Below are 20,291 nucleotides of genomic sequence, written 5' to 3'. Positions count from 1 at the left end.
TTCCTTATTTGGGTGAAACCATTTTTTCGCTGGCAATAATATGTAAATCGATATTTTTGAGCAAGCGCACTAATTTTTGCGTCAAAGATCCTTTTATGAGCATTTGCCAGCGCGATCGCTGACTCTCTCCAATTACAATTTGGGTAATCCGATATTTCTCGGCGACTTCTGCGATCGCATTAGCTACGTTACTGTTGGTAACACGAATGAAAGTACCTTCAAATTCTTTACAAAGTTTCTCACAAGTGTGGATGTGTAAGCTTTCCTCTTTGGTAAGGAAGCGTTCTGGATCGGCAACGAATAAGGTATAAAGTGGCGCGTTCATATAGTTAGCCAGCCTCGCACCCCGGCGTAACAGTTGCACTGAGTTGGGATAGGTGGATACACACACCAAAACTCGCTCGTGGATATTACAAAATTGCCCATTGGGGATAGTCGCAATCGCATTTTCTTCCACGTTGTCTGCTACTTCCCGCAAAGCCAACTCCCGCAAAGCAATCAGGTTACGGCGTTGGAAAAAGTTATCGAGGGATTGTTGGATTTTTTGCGGTTCATAAATCTTTCCTTCTAACAATCGTTCTTGCAGTGTTTCCGGTGTGACATCCACTACTACTATTTCGTCTGCATCATCCAGAATCCTATCAGGAACACGCTCACGGACTATCACACTTGTAATTCTAGCTACTAAGTCATTAAGGCTTTCCAAGTGCTGGACATTCATTGTGGAGTAGACATCAATACCTGCTGCTAAAACTACTTCTACATCTTCGTAGCGTTTTTCACGTGGGGAACCAGGGACGTTAGTATGAGCAAGTTCATCGATTAAGACTAATTGGGGCGATCGCTTTAAAATAGCATCTGTATCCATATCCGTTAGCGTCAACTCACCACGAGGATATTGCTTACGGGGTAAAATCTCCAGTCCCTCTGCTTTTTCAGCCGTCTCTTTCCGTCCGTGGGTTTCCAAAAGCCCAACAACGACATCAATTCCTTCCTGCTTGAGTGCATGTCCCTCTTCCAGCATTCGGTAAGTTTTACCTACCCCAGGAGCCATGCCAATAAATATTTTATGCTTTCCCCGTCGTCGTGCCGGATAAAGCGAGTAACTTCCAGAATTTAAAGGTGCAGTGCCAGCCGAACTAGCATTACTATTGTCTGACATTTCATTCTTGGTTATCTGTATGGCAATCCTATTTCATCGGAAAGTAACGCTTTTCCCATCCCCCATTCACTTTGATTAATTTTGCTGACGATTAATATCTTGTAAGTCAAGAGCATAATTCAATCGCAGAACATTGACCCCTGGCTCACCAAAAATCCATAAAAATCTGCCATCAGTATACTTATTAATTAAAGGTAGAATCTCATCTTCTTTTATTCCCCGCGCACCAGCAACCCGTGTCAATTGTTGCCGTGCTGCTCTGAAGGAAATATGTGGATCTAAACCGGAAGCAGAGGTATAAATTATATCGGCGATCGGTTGAAGATTTTCGTCTCGCAATTGATTTGACTGTTCTAGAATCCGCTTTAGTAGCTCTGGATTGCTAGCAGCGAGATTGCTGGCTCCAGATATACCAGTTGGCCTGGCTCTTTTGCCTTGGCTATATCTAATAGTACTGGGACGAGGATGGAAATATCGCTCAGATGTGAACAGCTGACCAATCAAAGCCGAACCAATGGGTTCATTATTTAGATTCAGCATGATGCTGCCATTAGCTTGATAAGGCAAAAAGACTTGACCCACTACAAGGATTATCAGAGGATAGATGATTGCAGTCAACAACCAAAGCATTAGAGTTATAAAAATTGCTCTGATGGTTTCTCGAATAATAGCCATAAAAAGTTTTCCAATTGCTCCTAGAATTTAATTTTTAATTTTTAATTTTTTAATTCTTTTGCCCACGCAGTAGAACGTTTCAGGGTGCTGTTAGCAACAGCATAAACAACTGGGGCAGTTACCACATTCAAGCACAGCAGGATAAAAATAGCGAGTGATATGTGTTGTTGTTTATGCCATTGCGACCAAACAAAGGACATAGCCGAAGCAGTGCTGAGTGAAAACGATGTTTATTCATATTCTTCTTGTTCTCTCTCTCAACAGGTAAAAGTAAAAATGTTTATTATTTTACTTTGATCAAGATGTGCTAGTTTCACACCGTCTTTACTTTTGCTGTCCTTAAGCCAAGCCTACAACTGTAATCAGTATATCGATCAGCTTAATGGCAATAAACGGTGCAATCACCCCACCTAAGCCGTAAATTAAGATATTGCGTTGGAGTAGCTGATTCGCTGTCAGCGGTCTAAACCGCACACCCTTTAATGCCAAGGGAATCAAAGCAGGAATAATCAAAGCATTATAAATTAGCGCTGATAGTACAGCAGATTTAGGGCTAGTCAAATTCATAATATTCAAGCTTTGCAGGTTAGCAGCGACAAATATCACTGGGATAATTGCAAAGTATTTAGCAATATCATTAGCGATAGAAAATGTCGTTAATGCTCCGCGAGTAATCAGCAATTGTTTGCCAATACTAATGATATCGATCAGCTTTGTGGGATCGGAGTCTAAATCGACCATGTTGGCGGCTTCTTTGGCAGCTTGCGTTCCTGTATTCATAGCAACGCCGACGTTAGCTTGGGCTAATGCTGGCGCATCATTAGTCCCATCTCCTGTCATCGCAACTAATTTGCCTGCTGCTTGTTCCTTTTTAATAACGCTGATTTTGTCTTCTGGTGTGGCTTCGGCAATGAAGTCATCAACCCCAGCTTCTCTAGCAATGACAGAAGCTGTAATTCGGTTGTCGCCAGTTAGCATGATGGTACTCACTCCCATCCGTCGCAGTTGCTCAAAGCGATCGCGGATACCAGGTTTCACAATATCTTTGAGATAAATAATCCCATAGATTTCGTTATCGAGGCTGACTGCTAGAGGTGTACCTCCCAGGCGAGAAACTCGTTCATAGGCAGCATCCAGTTCTGGCGGATTACGTCCGTTGCGGGAACGGACAAATCCTTTAATGGCTTCTACTGCTCCCTTTCTCGCCTCATACCCACCAGGTAAATTAGTACCACTCATGCGTGTTTTGGCAGAAAAATCGACTCCTTCTGCTTGGTTGGAGTCGAAATCAAACCGTGCTACTAACTTTTCTGCCAGTCTGATAATGGATTTACCTTCTGGTGTATTGTCAAAGACACTAGCCGCCCACGCAACGTTAGCAATTTCCGACATTGAATGACCGTTGATAGGAATAAACTCTTCCGCTAAACGGTTGCCGATGGTAATTGTACCTGTCTTGTCGAGAACTAAAGTGTTGACATCACCACAGGCTTCGACTGCTCGTCCGGAAGTAGCAATGACGTTAAATTGAGCAACTCGATCCATACCAGCAATGCCGATGGTACTTAGTAAACCGCCAATGGTTGTAGGAATCAATGCCACTAATAGGGCAATCAAAATTGGCACGCTGACTGGACTATTGACATAGTATGCAAGTGCGGGCAGAGTTACCACGACTAACAAAAATACTAAGCTCAGAACTGCCAGCAATACTGTCAGGGCAATTTCATTGGGTGTTTTACTCCGTTCTGCTCCTTCCACTAAGGCAATCATCCGGTCAATAAAGCCTTTGCCTGGGTCAGTAGTAATGCGGATAATTAATTCATCTGAGATAATCCGCGTCCCGCCAGTGACGGAACTAGAAACGTCGGAGCCTGATTCTTTTAATACTGGTGCAGATTCCCCAGTAATAGCCGATTCATCTACTGAGGCGACACCCATAACTACTTCGCCATCAGCGGGGATGATATCGCCAGCAACAACATAGATGGTATCGCCCTGCTTGAGGCTGGTGGATGAAACTTCACTAATTGTGCCGTCGGGAGCAAGTTTTTTAGCGATCGTTTCTGATTTCGTTAACCGCAAGGCATCGGCTTGGGCTTTACCCCGTCCTTCTGCTAATGCTTCGGCAAAATTGGCAAACCAAACTGTAAAGAATAAAATCCCCGATAACAAACCGTTGAAAAGTTGCGGGTTCTTTTGCAGGGCTGGGCCAAATAGGTTGGGATCAATTGTCAGCAACAGGGTGATGATTGTCCCCACCCAAACCACAAACATCACTGGATTTTTAATTGCATACTTAGGGTTGAGCTTGACAAAAGCATCTCTAATTGCCCTTAAGTACAGCCACTTATTACTTGCCCTGGCCTTTTTACGTTCTTGGCGGCGATCGCCAGAACGAGAATTTGGGCGTCTAGCTTTGGAGTTAGTTGCCACTGGATTAATAAATAAAGTTAGGAATTAGAAGTTAGGAGTTAGGGGTGAGAAGTTAGGAGTAGCGCTGTCAAGGTGAGTCTTGTATTCATGAATAGCTCAGAACTTGGAAGTTGAGCTTCTGAAGTCGGAATTTTCAAAATTCTAAAAGAACAAGTGAAAATTTTGTTTGAACGAATATGAAATTCAAGCTACACATTACCTTGACATGCTTAGAGTTAGGAGTTATTGGGAACTTCCAATGAAAAAAGATCCAACCTGTAGAATGCCTAATGCACCATCTGATGAAGGTGCATTACGTTATCGCTAACACCGCAACGCGCTGGCTCTCCTACGAAACCGGATAATTTCTTTTTTGGTATTCTCTTAATTGCAAACTAATAACTAATAACTCATAAATTTTCTAACTGCCAGATGCTAGTTTTAAACCCTCAGCTATGGGGCCCAAAGCTAGAACGGGAAAGAAAGTCAACACTCCCAAAATCAGTGTCACTCCAGCCGTGATACTGGTAAATACCAGAGAATCTGTTCTTAGGGTAGCAGGGGTTACGGGGACTGGTTGTTTGCGAGACATGCCATCAGCCAAGAGTAGGATGGCAATTATCGGAATGTAGCGTCCTCCTATTAAGCTAACTAAAGTACTCAAGTTCCACCATCGGGTGTTATCTCCCAACCCCTCTAAGCCGGAGCCATTATTTGCTGCTGCTGAGGCGTATTCATAAACTACTTGGGAAATGCCGTGATAGCCAGGGTTGCTAATTCCAGATAGGGTAATGGGATAAGCTAAGGCGATCGCACTGGGAATCAAAACTAGAATTGGGTGAATCAACAGCACTACGCTGGCAAGGACGATTTCCCGCTTTTCAATTTTGCGTCCTAAAAACTCTGGGGTGCGTCCTGCCATTAGTCCAGTTAGGAACACTGTGAGAATTAAGTAAATAAATAGGTAAGCTGTTCCAGTTCCCTGACCACCCCAAATAACCTGGATAAACAAGTTAAAGAGGGTCGAAAATAATCCTGGTGGCATCAAAGAATCATGCATCCCATTCACCGCACCAGACATAGTAGCAGTAGTCATCACTGCCCAAAATGAGGTTTGTACCCAGCCAAATCGAACTTCTTTACCCTCTAAATTGGGCTGTTCTAATCCAAAGGCGTTATTAACTAGGGGATTACCTTGCAGTTCTCCCACGGCTGTCACTCCCACCAGAACGACAAAAATCACAAACACCATCCAAAAAAGTAGCCAAGCTTGTTTGATGTTGTTAGCAAATATACCGTAGGTGTAAATCAAGGCGGCGGGTATAGAAATCATGGCGATCATTTCTATCAAGTTAGAAGCGCCATTAGGATTTTCAAAGGGGTGAGCTGAGTTTACGCCAAAAAAACCTCCGCCGTTCTCGCCCAAAAGTTTGATCATTTCAAAGGATGCCACCGGGCCTCTGGCAAGATATTGCGTCCCGCCTTCTAAGGTTGTCACATCCATAGTCTTAGCTAATGTTTGTGGTACACCTGCGACAAGCAAAGCGATCGCTCCAATGATCGAAATCGGCAGCAATATTCGCGTAATTCCACGCACGAGATCAACGTAAAAGTTTCCCAGTCTTCTACCCGTCAACCCACGAATAAAGGCAATTCCCACGGCTAAACCGGTGGCTGCGGAGGTGAACATCAAAAAGCCTAAAGCCGCTACCTGGCTAAAATAGCTCAAGGTTGTTTCACCAGCATAATGTTGTTGATCGGTATTGGTAACAAATGAAATCGTTGTGTGCAGCAATACATCCCAGTTGGGCGCACCAAAGCCGTTTGGATTCCAGGGTAAGAGTCTCTGAAAATATATCAGAAAATATACTGAAATTCCCATAATGAGGTTGGTAAATAGTACAGATCGGATATACTGCGAACCTGCCATATCATCCTTCCTCCGAACACCCGCAAGTACGAACATACTTCGCTCTATGGGGTTCATTAAAAAATCAAGCAGTGTTCTTTCTCCCAAGAAGACACGCGCTATGTATTTTCCGAATAGTGGAGTGATTGCTATCACAATACACAGCGTTAAGCCAATTTGCAAAAAACCTTGTCCCATATATCTTGCGCTAAATTAAATTTAAGTGCTAGCAAGCCAATTCTTAGAAATAACAGATTGAAATATTTACTATTTTCAGTTATTACTATTTTCCAGATACTTGTTAAAGTTTTTGTTAAGAATATTTAATTTTTACTCTTAATTCATCTATCTCAACTAGTTAGGATTATTTGTTTATACAATACATTTTCAAAGTTTGCTACTTTCAAAGAATATAAATATCCCAGAGGATTTTCTTAATGGGATTAGGGATTAGGAAGATTGTGGTATATACCCCGCTCCTTGTGGGCAAATACCCAGTCTCCAGTTCCCAGTCACCTTTCCTGCATCTGGATAATCGTAATTTTCGGGTTAATTCTCAAAGTTGGCGTTTGCAGATATAGCTTGGAGATAGCTCATAATTGGTGAATTAAATAGTTATCCAGATTGTATAGTCACGATTTTTTAGTAAATCATAAATGACGATGTTAAGTCGATTATTGACTATGAAAGAAGCTATAAATGAACGTAGGGAGATATATGGGCTAATAGCGATCGCCTTTACTATCGTTATAGTCTTGGAATATTTGACACCACCTGAATACGTATTTGGCTACCTCTACACAGGAACGATTTTATTAGCAGATTCTCGATTGAATCGGAAAGCAGTATTGGGGATCACTCTTGCCGCTACAGGATTAACATTGTTGAATTTGTTTATCCCCGGAGGAGAAATAATTGATCCCCCAACGTTGGCAAATCGCCTGATTGCAGTATTGGCGTTGATGGTAACGGGTTGGTTAAGTGACCGCAACCACCGCAACGAAGAAGCGATCGCTTATACCCAAGCACAATTGCGCTCCCAAGAACAACTAGCTACCATGCGTGAAGATTTTGTTTCTACCCTAACGCATGATTTGAAAACACCCCTATTAGGAGCAATTGAAACGCTGAAATATTTTCAAAATGAGCAATTTGGTGAAATCACGCCCATGCAAGCAAAAGTCCTCCAAACAATGGCTCGTAGTCATCGGAGTACACTGCAATTAGTCCAAACACTTTTAGATGTGTACCGCAATGATACTGAAGGGCTGAAACTACAGATATCACCAGTTAACTTGGTGACTGTGGCGGAGGAGATCATTGCTACCCTGACTGAACTAGCGAGAACACGTCAGGTTTATATTTCTCTGCACTATGGCGAATCAGATTTTCGGAGCTTTCTTTGGGTAAATGGTGATTCTTTGCAACTTGGGCGAGTTTTTACTAATCTCTTGAGTAATGGCATTAACCATACCCCTCGTGGCGGTAAAGTGGAAGTAGTATTTGAAGGTTATTCTAGCGATCAAGTGGTAAAAATACTCGATACTGGTTCCGGCATTACTGAAAAAGAGTTACCTCACTTATTTGAGAGGTTTTATCAAGGAAATAGCGATCGCCACGTCTCAGGATCTGGGCTAGGACTTTATTTGACTAGGCAAATTATTACTGCTCATGGGGGTACAATTTGGGCAGAGAACCGCTCACCACGAGGCGCACTCTTTGGTTTCCGACTCCCAGCTTGTCCACCACCGGGGAGTTGAGGAGTGAGCAGGGGAGCAGAGGGAGCAGGGGAGCAGGGGGAGAATAATAATGCCCAATGCCCAATGCCCAATGCCCAATGCCCAATGCCCAATAACAAATGACCAATGCCCAATAACAAATGACAAAAATCTTACTAGTTGAAGATGATGAATTATTTCGGCTTGGTCTGCGGATGCGGTTGCAACAAGAAACCAGTTTGGAGATTGTCGCAGAAGCAGAAGATGGGGAACAAGCTTTAGAATTAGCAAATCGCTATCCTCTAGATTTGGTCTTGCTGGATATAGGTTTACCGGGAATTGGCGGGATTGAGGCTTGTCGCCAAATCAAGCAGAAGCACCCAAATTTACCAATTCTCGTTTTAACGTCTCGTTCTGAAAAACCCCTGATTTCGCGGTTAATTGCCGCCGGGGCGCAAGGTTACTGCCTTAAAGGTATTCCTGCTGAGTCTCTAATATTGGCGGTGCGATCGGTTGCTGCTGGAGCTTCTTGGTGGGATCAAACGGCAACAACAGAAATTAGAGCCGCTTTTGAAGGCAATTCTCTGGCGGTGCAGTCCACAAAAACTGACGAAGCCTTAGAAAATCCCTTAACGAAGCGGGAACAAGAAATTTTGGCACTGGTAGCAGCTGGCAAAAGCAATCAAGAAATTGCTGAGATCCTCTACATTGCCCCTGGTACAGTGAGGGTTCATGTCCATGCTATTTTACAAAAACTAGAAGTACGCGATCGCACTCAAGCCGCAGTCTTAGCCATCCAAAAAGGATTGGTAGCGCCTGAATTATTGATTAATTAGATTTATTTGTCATTTGTCATTGGGCATTGGGCATTGGGCATTATTATTCTCCCCTGCTTCTCTGCTTCTCTGCTTCTCTGCTTCTCTGCTCTCCATCTCCCTAATCCCCAATCCCCAATCCATTTTCCAATTTTGAAAATTGCGATGAGATATCAGGTTGCTCTATGGGAATTTCGATCGCAAACTCTGCTCCTTTGCCAACATCTGAGGTACAAGTAATATTTCCTCGGTGTTTTTGCACGATAATCTGATAGCTAATGGATAATCCTAGTCCACTACCTTTACCCACAGGTTTTGTTGTAAAAAATGGGTCAAATAAACGCGATCGCAACGACTCTTCTATACCAAGACCATTATCAGCGATCGCAATTTTGACCATATTTAAGTCTGTCACCTCTGTATGAATCCGAATTTGGGGAGCAGGGAGTAGGGAATAGAGTGTAGAAGATTGATTCTCCATTCCCCATCGCCCCTTATCCCCAGAGGGGACACCGAGTTCTCCATTCCCCACTCTCTCTTCTATTGCATCAATAGCATTATTCAACAGATGCATAAATACTTGGTTTAGTTCACTTGCATAACAAGTGACTAGGGGTAAGTTACCATAATCTTTTACTATAATAATTGCCGGACGTTCAGCTACTTCCCTGAGCCGATGTTGTAACATCACCAAAGTATTTTCGATGTCTTCATGGATATTTACCCGCTTCATCTCTGCTTCATCATGTCGAGAGAAGTGTTGTAGCGCCAGTACAATTTCCCGAATGCGATCAGAACCCCTATACATTGCACCTATCAGGCTTTGCAGATCCTTAATCATAAAATTCAGGTCTACATCTTTGGCTATTTGCTGAATTTTTGGTGTGGGTTTGGGATATTCCTGTTGATAAACCTCAATAATATTCACTAGGTCTTGCACATATTGACCAGCATATTGGAGATTCCCATAAATAAAACTGATAGGGTTATTAATCTCATGAGCCAGTCCAGCCACTAACTGTCCCAGGGCCACCATCTTTTCGTTCTGAATTTGTTGAACTTGAGAGGCTTTCAAGTCGTCAAGGGCCTGTTGAAGTAGAAAGTTTTTTTCTTGTAGTTTAACTTGGAGCAAACGTAAATTAATCTGATTTTCAATTCGCAATACCACCTCTGCCCCATGAAAAGGTTTTGCAATATAATCTACACCACCAACATCAAAGGCTTTTACCTTATCTACAACATCATCCAAGGCACTAATAAAAATTACTGGAACTTCACAAGTTTTATCATCAGCTTTCAGTTGTTGACAAACTTGATAGCCATCCATATCTGGCATATTGATATCCAGCAAAATCACATCAGGCAAAACCATTTGACACGCAGTCAGTGCCATTTTCCCGTTTAAGGCTTTGCGAACTTCAAAGCCTTGTGCAGTCAACATTGCCGATAAAAGCCGCAAATTATCTGGGGTATCATCGACCACCAAAATATTTCTTTTATTATGGTTAGTTTGATTAAAATGCATTATTATCAAAAGCTAGGCGTATTATTATTGAGCTTAGTAAATGCTTCTTTGAAAGCCCCTGAAGTTTGTTAACCAATTTCACCGAAATACTTATATTTATAGTTTAACTCCCACGGTGTCTGGAGAGTTTTACAGACTATCAAAGCTATTCTCTAATTAGAGATCGTTGTGAACCGAATAATCTGCTTACAGAAGTATAGTAGATAGCAGGCGCAGATTATCTAACCGAGCATCAACAATGAATTGTTTTTTCGGTGGTACTTGATAGCTACCATTGAGGTGCTGAGGCAAGAAAATTAAGAACCAATTGTTGTTCTATGGGTTGAGAAAAAAGATATCCTTGAGCAAAATTGCAGTTTAAACTTCTCAATTGGGTTAACTGTTCTTGTGTTTCGACACCTTCAGCGATCGCACTCATCCCCATTGAGTTGGCAATGCCAATCATTGCTGGTACTAACCCCATATTTTCTTTGTTCTCCTGCATACGTTTGACGAAAGATTTATCAATTTTTAGTGCATTTAAAGGAAAGCTGTGCAGGTAACTCAAAGAGGAATATCCTGTACCAAAATCATCCATAATCAACTTGATTTTTCGTTGCTTTAGTTGCTTAAGAATTATTTTAATAGCATTAGTATTTTCCATAATTACACTTTCGGTAATTTCTAATTCTAAATATGCAGGATTTATTTTATTTTCATAAATTATTCGGTCAATTTGTTCTACTAAATTGGGCTGCAAAAATAACCGCGCACTCAAATTGACACTCATAGTTAGGGGTTCTGGTGTCACTGGATGATGTTGCCAGATGCTTAATTGATGACAAGCTGACTGTAATACCCAAGTATTGATGGCATTAATTAAACCTGTTTCTTCTGCCACAGGAATAAATTCTGTGGGAGAAATCAGACCACGAATCGGATGTTGCCAGCGTACCAAAGCTTCAAATCCAGAGATTCTGCCTGTAGTTAGAGAAATAATTGGTTGATAGTAAACAATAAATTCTTGTCTTTCAACAGCCCTTCGCAGGTCATTTTCTAACTCTAAAAGCTGAATAGCTTCCTGATGCATTGCTGGATTAAAAACGTGATATTTTGCTCTCCCTTGTGCCTTAGCCCGATACATTGCCGTATCAGCATCCCGCAGCAAATACTCTGGGCGATCGTAATCTTTATTGCCCCAACTAATACCAATACTGGCATTCATAAATACTTCATATCTTGACAGATTAAAAGCAAGTGATAGCTGTTGCATAATCCGTTCCGCAACTTGGATTGCTATGTTGATATCTGTGATATTTTCTAGGAGAATTCCAAATTCGTCTCCGCCCAATCGTGCTAAAGTATCAATAGGTATCAGACATGCTTGCAGGCGACGAGCAATGGCAATCAGCAATTCATCTCCCACCAGATGACCAAGGGAATCGTTGACAACTTTGAAGCGATCGCAGTCCAAGAAAAGTACCGCAAACTGATAATTAGATTCTTGCTTGGCTCGATTGAGGGCATTTTCTAGTCGCCTGATAAATAAAACTCGGTTTGGCAAGCCAGTCAGCGAATCATGCAGCGCTATATCTAACAGTTGACTTTGCAATTTTTGCCGGGAATTGATTTCTTGTTGGAGTTTTTGTAGAGTTTTTTCTAGCTCTCCAGTCCGGTGTTTTACCCGATGTTCCAGTTCGACATTTAGTTTCAATATTTCTAATCGCGCCGACCTCAATGCCAGTTGATTTTGCACGCGCACTAAAACTTCTTGAAACTCAAAAGGTTTGGTGATGTAGTCTACACCACCCACTTTAAAGGCTTTAACTTTATCAAAAACATCATCCAAAGCACTAATAAAAATTACCGGAATATCTGCTGTTAGCTCCCAAGCTTTAAAAGTCTGACAAATTTCATAGCCATCTACTTCTGGCATCATAATGTCGAGTAGAATCAAATCCGGTAATAGGGTTTGAGTGGCTGTCAGTGCCATTTGCCAATTCAAAGCTTTACGAACGTTATACCCTTCCCTTGTCAATATGGAGGATAAAACCCGGAGGTTATCCGCCATATCATCAATGATCAAAATATCTTTTTTATCAGGGTCTAAATGCTCGTAATTCATTCTACGTTTGTTCTAGTCAATTCCATGATTTTCTCAAACTGGTAGTTATTTGCTAAATCCTTAAGAACTTGGAAAACTTGACCATTATCTGATGGAATTTGCTTGAGTAACTCTAAAATCAGTTCATCGCTACAGCTGGCTGCGGCATAATGGATTTGTTGAAGCCACTCAGGTGGCATTTGTGATAAATGGCTCAGGAGTTCGGCAACACTAACAAACATCTGTGTAGGTTGCTCGACAACTGCTGTGTTTGTAGTTTCTATTTGGTTGGTATACTTTACACCCAGATGTTGGCTCAGTTTTTCCAATAATACTTCCTGTGTGAATGGCTTGCGAATAAAATCATCGCAACCAATGGACAAAATTTTCTGGCGTTCTTCCTCAAAGGCGCTAGCAGTTAGGGCAATAATAATCGTATCTGTATTGGAGAAACCCTGCATTCCTCCAGAGAAGTCGCAAGGGGAAGCCAAGGCTGTTGGCGTCCACGATCGCAAATTGGATATACCAGAAGCATCATTTCCCATAACACCAGTAGCTTCTTCTGTGTGAGACGCTTTGCGTACAACTTGAAGAATCTCGCAGTCGCCTGAATCAGTTAATCCTCCCGCAAGTCCCTGGCTCCCCGATGACGCCAGTTGTTTCAATTTTGGGAACTTCCGCAACTTATTGGCTGGCCCATGCCCTATTTGTTTAGCTTTAATTATTCTTGTCGCTTCGTAACCGTCCATGACCGGCATTCGCATATCCATAAAAATCAAGTGTGGTTGCCAAGATTCCCAATTAGCGATCGCTTCACTCCCATTTGTAGCTTCTTTAACTTCAAAGCCCAAAGATGTGAGAATTTTAACTAGCAACAGACGGCTTTCTTTGGAGTCGTCAACTACTAATATCCGGTATGCTTTTTCAGTAGATGCTAAAGCTAGAATTCTCGATTTAATGTGGTTTGTCGGAATTTCTCTAGGGCAAGTTAGAGCAATCTGAATATCAAAGGCAAATGTACTACCGATACCAGGCATACTGCTGACAGTAATATCTCCTCCCATCAGTTGCACGTATTTGCGGCTAATTGCTAAACCCAGTCCTGTCCCTTGCTGTGATTTTTTGCCGATTTCGGTTTGCTCAAAAGCCTCAAACAGCAAGTCAATTTCTTGTGGGGTAATACCACACCCAGTGTCTTGTACCTCGAAGATTAGGGATTGGGCACAAGAGGCAGAGGGGCAGGGAGTAGGGGGCAAGGGAGATAATGAAAAATTTCCTCTTTCCTCTTTCCTCTCTGCTCCCTGCTCCCTGCTCCCCAATCCCCAGTCCCCAGCCCCCAGTTTCACCCGTAGTATCACCGTCCCCATATCAGTAAATTTGATGGCATTTCCCAAGAGGTTGATCAAGACTTGACACAGTTTATTTTCGTCTGTTTCTATGTACTTAGGAATATCTTGTGTATATTCAAACTGTAATTCTAAATTTTTAGATGCAGCACGCAAGTGAAACAACTCTTCTAAGTTCTTCAACAGATGAATTAAGTCAAAGCTGCTGCGATTTAATGTGATTCTGCCAGCTTCGATTTTGGACATTTCTAGGATGTCGTTAATTAAGTTGAGGAGGTGTTCGCCAGCACGATTAATAATTGCCAAGTTTTCTTGATGTTCGCCAGATAGCGAATAATCTCGGCTCATGACTTGGGTAAAACCAAGAATGGCGTTGAGTGGAGTACGCAGTTCGTGGCTCATGTTAGCCAGGAATTCGCTTTTGGCAAGGTTTGCAGCAGCGCTTCGAGCCGCTTCCCGAACGGCTGCTTGTTGTTCCTGTGCAGCTATTTCTTGCGATTGAATCAGTTCTTCTTGGGTAGTTTGCAGTTGCTCAATAACTTGCTGAAACTCTTCAGTACGTTTTTTTACTTGAGCTTCTAAGGTGCGATTGTATTCTGCTAATAACTTTTCTGTTTGTTTGCGTTGGGTGATATCAAAAAATGTAGCGATCGCAAAAACCAGATTTCCCAATTCATCATAGATGGGTTTTCCCAAAACTTCAATGGGAATAATCTTGTCACAACAGCGAATTTCTATATCATCAACCCTGGTGCTTTCCCCAAGTAATGCTCTCAAAACGGGCATACGATCGCTGGGATAAAGTTGATCTGTCCCGACAAGGTAAGCTTGATATACCTCTGATAATTTTTCGGCACTAACTTCTGCGATCGCTCCTTGACCAAGAATTTGCTGCCCAATTTGATTTGTATAATAAGGTTCCCCTTCAGCATCTATAATAAATACACCGACTGGCATGGCTTCTAAAAACTGAGTCAGCCGACTCTGACTTTGAGATAACGCCTCATTTAAAACTTGCATTTGGGCATTCTTGGCTTCCAAAGTACTAAAGGATGCTTGGAGCTGCTTTGCCATAGTTTCAAATGACTTGGCTAGTTCCCCAAGTTCATCGGAACGCTGAATTTCTGGTATTTGCTCCCATTCACCTTTAGCAATTTTCTTCGCCGATATGTTCAATTGTAAAATCGGTTTAATCACCCAGCGAGCAGTCAAAATTCCAATTCTTGTAGCTACTACAAAAGCAAGTATGCACAGCAAAATAGTGATTCGGGTGTTGGCGTTAATTTGTTCCATAAATTCGCCTTCAGGAATCACCGCCACGATTAGCCAATCTAAACCCAGTTCATCCTTCCAGCTTTTTACCTGCACAAAATAATGCATACCATCGGCGGTAAAACTTAGCTGTTGCTTTTCCACAACAGACTCAAGACTACCAAAGCGTTTGATCAAAGACTGTGTTGTAAGTCTAATTAAATAATTTTGACTATCTAATGCTGCTCGACGTTTTCCTTTACCATTAATAATGGTATATGGTGGCTCGTTTGTAGAAGAAGCCACTATTAACCCAGAACGCTCTAAAATAAAAGTTTTACCTGACTCTTTGATCTTTAAGTTGGCTAAAAACTTGCTGATTTGTGACAACAGGAAATCAACACTGATTACTCCAACAAATTTGCGATTTTTATCATAAACGGGATAGCTGGAAGATATAGATAAAATTTCTGGTTTATCTTCCCATTGATAAATTTTACTCCAGACGGGTTTGCCACTCTTGACTGCATCTGCATACCAAGCTTCTACACGAGGGTCGTAATTTTTGACTTCCTGAAAATGACGGCGATTTCCTTGGTTATCTGTAGTGTAAACATAAAGTTTACCGATACCATACTTTTCGCTAACTTCATTAATTAAGAGATTGCCATTATCTAGACGTTCAACACCGATAAATTCACCTTTGGTATTGGCAAAGCTGTTATAGCCAACATTGAAAACCTGCATTTGTTTCCAAAAGTATTTTCCGGTGGTTTCAAAATCAGAAAGGTTGAGCAAACCTAGCTCAACCGCATCTAAGTTAATTTGATTTATTTGCTTTGGAGTTGTTAAATAACTATCAAGATGTTGTTCAATGCGATCGCAGATTTCATTTTCTAATTGAGTAGCAAGCTCTTTTACCGCTTTTTGACCGTTTTGATACGAAAGATAGCCCACAAGTCCTACCGCCCCAAAAATTTGCAATATAAAGGGCACAATCAGAACATACCTCAGAGGCATCTTGGCATAAACTTTGCCAACTAAGCGATTAATAGATTTGACTGGCTGAAGTTTGGATAACATTGTTGTTTAATTCTTCCCCAACATATACTAGGGGCATTTTTGCCATATCAGCTACATTTTTAACTCAGCATAATTACGGCATATCCTCGCTTTCGCGATGACATTTCTGTATTGTAGTATAAAAACGCACTAAATGCTTGTTTAACTGGCTAAGTACCTCCAACGCCTAATTTTTGAACTTTGCGTAGGCATAGCCCATCGTAGACATCGACTAAGTTGGGCGGATACGCCATCACGCCTGAATTTGCTCCGTTTTATCTGGCAATGTGCCAACAGATTTTCTCGGATGAACTGAAATTTAACCGATAAGCTACAGTATGCCATTCTAAAATTCAGGTCGCCATTAGCACCCAATCCTAAATTTAATTTTTAATTGCTGATATTTTGATTTCCCGGTCTCAAAACCTCTGGACTCGTACAAAAACTTATATTTAACTACAACAATTTTAAAATTTTCATGCAAATGCACACTATAAACAAAAAAAATCCAAGAAAATTTACTTTGTATGTTTTATTATGAAGAAATGTTAACTTTATTATGGAAGTATGTCAATCTCATTGCCGATTTGTAAAATTTTTCCAGTTGAGGATGGGGGTAATTGGGTATTGACACTCAATCTGTAAAAATGATTAAAAGGCGATGAAGCAACCCAATTTGGCAGAGTTGCTTGTCGCTGGGTTGCGAAGATTTTTTGAAAGTTTGGGTAAGCTTCTCCTAAGTAAGAATCGCGTGTTGGGACTATACAACGCTGACATGGGTTAACCCCAAGAAAGTGAACATCTCCCACTCGAAAGGAGACGAAATTACCTTGTTCACCAAATAGCTGATCTTCCCAAAATGCTGGTACACCACCAATCTCAATATTGGCACGCATTCGACGGCGCATTTCATCTACACTTAAATCGGGAAACCAAGAAGCTACTTCTGCCAAGGTTGCTGTACTAATTACCGTTGGGCCTAATGAGTGTGTATCGTCAGGAAAACCCATCAGAGAGTTTTGTCTCAATGTGACAGCAAACTCAAAAAAATCACTCAAAGTTGCTTCTAATGCTTGCCGTTCCTCATCCAGGTGAAAAATTTGTTGTGAGTCGCCGCCTGGGATTTGCAACGAGATAGTTCTATTTAAAAGTGTAAATTGCGCTCTTAGTAAATGGATTTTAGCATGACGCTTGCCATTGACAAATCTATCCTGTTCGTCAAAAATGGCAAACTCGCGGTCATGATGTAGTGCGCCACTGGCAAGAACTCTAGCGTTCTCAACTTCAACACCATCCAGTGACTTAACTGGATACAGTAAAATCTTTGCTAGGTAAGGCGTCACGTCGCTTCGCTCCGAATTCAAAATTCAAAATTCAAACATTTTAGACACCCATAAATAAATTTAGGCGTCGCTGAATCAAGGGATGATTCTTGTAGGGTGGGCGACACGAGAGCCCTGAAATACAAGGGACGGGCAAGATGCCCATCCCACAAAACTAGCAAAATCATCCCGCAAATATGCAACGCCTAAATTTAGTTGCTCTGTATCCTTTTCGTTTTCGGTCATAGGAATATTTGGATTTGAGATTTGGCGAAAAGTCGCAGTATCTCGCAAAGAGCGAACTGAACTTTTCAAGACGGATTTTGGATTTTAGACTGGTGATTTAGTAGTCCCCAATCTAAAATCTAAAATTCTTTTGTTAATGAGCTATTTGAGCAATATTATTTGTTAATTATGGATATACTGGCGATTTATCGATTCCGCCAACATGATTTAAAGGCCAGAAGCGAACTACAGCACGTCCAATAATATTCTGGCGGGGGACAACACCCCAGCAGCGGCTATCGTAACTACTGTTACGATTATCACCTAGTACTAAATATGAATCTGCTGGTATGGTTTGGGGTTTTGCTAAAAAAGGTGGCTGCGGCCCTGATTGGCAAACATCAATGACTGTGCTTTGGCCAGAACTGAGGTAATTTGCTTCTGGGAGGGGTTTGTCGTTGATATAGACTTTGCCATTCCTAAGTTGGATTTTTTCTCCAGGTAAGGCGATTATGCGTTTAATAAAAGCATCGTGATATTGTTCTTTTTGGAGTTCTGCCGTAGGTGAAAATACTACGATATCTCCCCGTTGTGGGTCAGCAAATTTATACTTCAACTTATCGACAATGATTTTGTCTGCCTCCCACTGGTTTGGCGTACCATGCAGAGTTGGTTCCATCGATCCAGAAGGAATCCAGCGTGCTTCCGCAACAAAGGTACGAATTCCCAGAGCTAGAACAATGCTCAAGACAATTGTTCTACCTAGCTCTGCGATCCAGGAATTATCGGGTTGTTGACTAGAGTTGTTATCAGACACTTGATTTTGCATGAAATTACTGAACTGAACGAAAAATGTAGGTAATTAACTCGCCTAGTGAAACTTTATCTGTTAATCTTAACGGGAAAATTTTAATTTCCTATTCATGTTTGCATCTTGACTACCAATTTTAGATTGTGGATTTTAGATTTGGGATTAGAGTGTTTTTTCTAGGTCATGACTCGCTTCTGGTGGGCGAAACCAATGTAAAATACTCAAGCCTCATCCTTTCCAGGATACGGTCAATCCAAAATCCAAAATCCAAAATTGATTGACGGGGTTCTTCATAAATTAAAAATAAACTTTTTTTTAACGTGCGGCAAAATATTGGTTACTCCGATCGCGAATAAGTTTAACCTAAAAGCATAGTTCTCTGTAATACATAGCTCCCTGTCTAAACTTTATTAACCCTATGTCATCTCCAAAAAGTTTACTGATTCGCCGCGCTCGCATCATCTTACCCAATGGTGAACTGATGATTGGGGATGTGTTGACGCGCGATCGCCAAATAGTCGAAGTTGCGCCAGAAATCTCCGAAATACCACTAGCCACTGAAGTTGACGCAGAAGGGTTAACTTTGTTGCCAGGAGTTATTGATCCGCAGGTGCATTTCCGGGAACCTGGACTAGAATACAAGGAAGATTTATTCACCGCCAGTTGTGCTTGTGCTAAAGGGGGAGTCACTTCCTTTTTGGAAATGCCCAATACACGTCCCCTGACAACGACACAGCAGGCTTTAGATGACAAGCTAGAACGTGCCTCACAAAAGTGCTTGGTTAATTATGGCTTTTTTGTTGGCGCAACAGCAGAGAATCTACCAGATTTGCTTTTAGCAAAACCAACACCAGGAATTAAGATTTTCATGGGGTCGATGCATGGTCAATTGCTAGTTGATGGTGAAACAGCACTCTCTGCGATATTTGCTAAAGGCGATCGCTTGATTGCGGTTCATGCCGAAGACCAAGCTAGAATTAACCAGCGCCGCCAAGAATTTGCCAACATTCACGATCCAGCCATTCACTCCCAAATTCAAGATAATCAAGCGGCTTTGTTGGCAACTCAATTAGCATTAAAACTTTCTCAAAAATATCAACGTCGGTTGCATATTCTGCACATGTCAACTGCCGAAGAAGCAGAGTTACTGCGTCAGCAAAAACCTAGTTGGGTAACAGCAGAGGTAACGCCACAGCATTTGTTGTTGAATACCAGTGCATATCAGCAGATTGGTACCTTAGCACAGATGAATCCACCTTTGCGATCGCCCCACGATAACGAAGTTCTCTGGCAAGCTTTGCGCGATGGCGTGATTGATTTCATCGCTACAGATCACGCCCCCCACACCTTAGAAGAAAAAGCTCAAGAATATCCCAACAGTCCTTCGGGAATGCCTGGGGTAGAAACTTCCCTCGCGTTGATGTTAACTGCGGCGATGGAGGGTAAGTGTACTGTTGCTCAAGTTGTGAACTGGATGTCTAAGAATGTGGCTGTAGCTTATGGTATTCCCAATAAAGGAGCGATCGCACCTGGTTACGACGCCGATTTAGTGCTTGTAGATTTAAACACATACCGACCAGTCCAGCGTGAAGAACTTTTAACCAAATGCCGTTGGAGTCCCTTTGAAGGCTGGAACCTCACTGGCTGGGCTAAAACCACCATAGTCGGCGGTGAGATTGTTTATGACAAAGGCCAGGTAAATACGCAAGTGCGGGGTCAAGCTTTAACTTTCTTGTAGCAAATATTTATTTAAGCTTACGTAGTAGACAAAGAAATATACATCAAAGCCATACTTGACTCTGGCAAGATTTTCATCTGTCCAGAGTCAAGACTAGACCAATGCGGTTTGGTTAAAGCTAAAAAACGAAAATCCTTGTTTTTCCTCCTTTACCCTTTTAACCAAAGCGTATTGACTTGTCGCTGTATCAAAAATTGCAACTTGAAACCCTGAATTTATTTATAAGTGTCTCAA

The 20,291-nt window shown here is 41.7% G+C and carries 14 protein-coding genes; 3 read left to right on the top strand and 11 right to left on the bottom strand.

Translation table 11 applies throughout. The features are described from left to right. Positions 1-4: 4 nt before the first annotated feature. The 5 genes from HUN01_RS09325 to kdpA all read right to left on the bottom strand — a co-directional run bounded on the left by HUN01_RS09325 (position 5) and on the right by kdpA (position 6,359). Complete coding sequence (locus tag HUN01_RS09325) at positions 5-1,162, bottom strand: universal stress protein (protein ID WP_181931026.1); 1,158 nt, start codon at positions 1,160-1,162, stop codon at positions 5-7. A 75-nt stretch (positions 1,163-1,237) separates the two neighbouring features. Beyond that, positions 1,238-1,837: a K(+)-transporting ATPase subunit C gene (gene kdpC, locus HUN01_RS09320; protein ID WP_181931025.1), complete on the bottom strand. Its 600-nt coding sequence runs from the start codon at positions 1,835-1,837 to the stop codon at positions 1,238-1,240. A 41-nt stretch (positions 1,838-1,878) separates the two neighbouring features. Further along, positions 1,879-2,037, bottom strand: coding sequence for a hypothetical protein (locus HUN01_RS09315; RefSeq protein ID WP_181931024.1), 159 nt, complete (start codon positions 2,035-2,037; stop codon positions 1,879-1,881). Between the two features lie 139 nt (positions 2,038-2,176). Continuing rightward, positions 2,177-4,282: a potassium-transporting ATPase subunit KdpB gene (kdpB, locus tag HUN01_RS09310; protein WP_181932625.1), complete on the bottom strand. Its 2,106-nt coding sequence runs from the start codon at positions 4,280-4,282 to the stop codon at positions 2,177-2,179. A 391-nt stretch (positions 4,283-4,673) separates the two neighbouring features. Further along, the gene (gene kdpA / locus HUN01_RS09305; protein ID WP_181931023.1) at positions 4,674-6,359 is read right to left on the bottom strand and encodes a potassium-transporting ATPase subunit KdpA; all 1,686 of its coding nucleotides are present in this window, start codon (positions 6,357-6,359) and stop codon (positions 4,674-4,676) included. A 464-nt stretch (positions 6,360-6,823) separates the two neighbouring features. Between kdpA and HUN01_RS09300 the strand changes: the two genes are divergently transcribed. Both HUN01_RS09300 and HUN01_RS09295 read left to right on the top strand, forming a co-directional pair. Continuing rightward, complete coding sequence (locus HUN01_RS09300; protein WP_181932624.1) at positions 6,824-7,921, top strand: sensor histidine kinase; 1,098 nt, start codon at positions 6,824-6,826, stop codon at positions 7,919-7,921. 119 nt (positions 7,922-8,040) lie between these two features. Next, entirely contained in the window at positions 8,041-8,715 is a 675-nt protein-coding gene (locus HUN01_RS09295) for a response regulator transcription factor (protein WP_181931022.1), read from the top strand. Positions 8,716-8,815: 100 nt separating this feature from the next. Here HUN01_RS09295 and HUN01_RS09290 read toward each other — a convergent pair whose 3' ends face one another. The 6 genes from HUN01_RS09290 to lepB all read right to left on the bottom strand — a co-directional run bounded on the left by HUN01_RS09290 (position 8,816) and on the right by lepB (position 18,337). Further along, a complete protein-coding gene (locus HUN01_RS09290; protein WP_181931021.1) occupies positions 8,816-10,219 on the bottom strand; it encodes a hybrid sensor histidine kinase/response regulator in 1,404 nt (467 codons plus the stop codon). A gap of 268 nt (positions 10,220-10,487) precedes the next feature. Then, positions 10,488-12,323: a GGDEF/EAL domain-containing response regulator gene (locus HUN01_RS09285; RefSeq protein WP_181931020.1), complete on the bottom strand. Its 1,836-nt coding sequence runs from the start codon at positions 12,321-12,323 to the stop codon at positions 10,488-10,490. Then, the gene (locus HUN01_RS09280; protein ID WP_181931019.1) at positions 12,320-15,982 is read right to left on the bottom strand and encodes an ATP-binding protein; all 3,663 of its coding nucleotides are present in this window, start codon (positions 15,980-15,982) and stop codon (positions 12,320-12,322) included. The genes HUN01_RS09285 and HUN01_RS09280 overlap by 4 nt, the downstream gene beginning before the upstream one ends. Positions 15,983-16,518: 536 nt before the next feature. Beyond that, positions 16,519-17,304 (bottom strand): MOSC domain-containing protein, encoded by a 786-nt coding sequence (locus tag HUN01_RS09275; RefSeq protein ID WP_181931018.1) that lies wholly within the window; start codon positions 17,302-17,304, stop codon positions 16,519-16,521. Between the two features lie 75 nt (positions 17,305-17,379). Next, complete coding sequence (locus tag HUN01_RS09270; RefSeq protein WP_181931017.1) at positions 17,380-17,529, bottom strand: hypothetical protein; 150 nt, start codon at positions 17,527-17,529, stop codon at positions 17,380-17,382. 166 nt (positions 17,530-17,695) lie between these two features. Then, positions 17,696-18,337 carry a signal peptidase I gene (gene lepB, locus HUN01_RS09265; protein WP_181931016.1) on the bottom strand — a complete coding sequence of 214 codons (642 nt, stop codon included), beginning with the start codon at positions 18,335-18,337 and terminating at the stop codon, positions 17,696-17,698. Between the two features lie 400 nt (positions 18,338-18,737). Between lepB and HUN01_RS09260 the strand changes: the two genes are divergently transcribed. Next, positions 18,738-20,057 (top strand): dihydroorotase, encoded by a 1,320-nt coding sequence (locus HUN01_RS09260; protein WP_181931015.1) that lies wholly within the window; start codon positions 18,738-18,740, stop codon positions 20,055-20,057. Positions 20,058-20,291 lie beyond the last annotated feature (234 nt).

The organism is Nostoc edaphicum CCNP1411, assembly GCF_014023275.1.
In the GTDB taxonomy this organism is placed as follows: domain Bacteria; phylum Cyanobacteriota; class Cyanobacteriia; order Cyanobacteriales; family Nostocaceae; genus Nostoc; species Nostoc edaphicum_A.
This window is presented reverse-complemented; position numbering and strand designations above follow the sequence as displayed.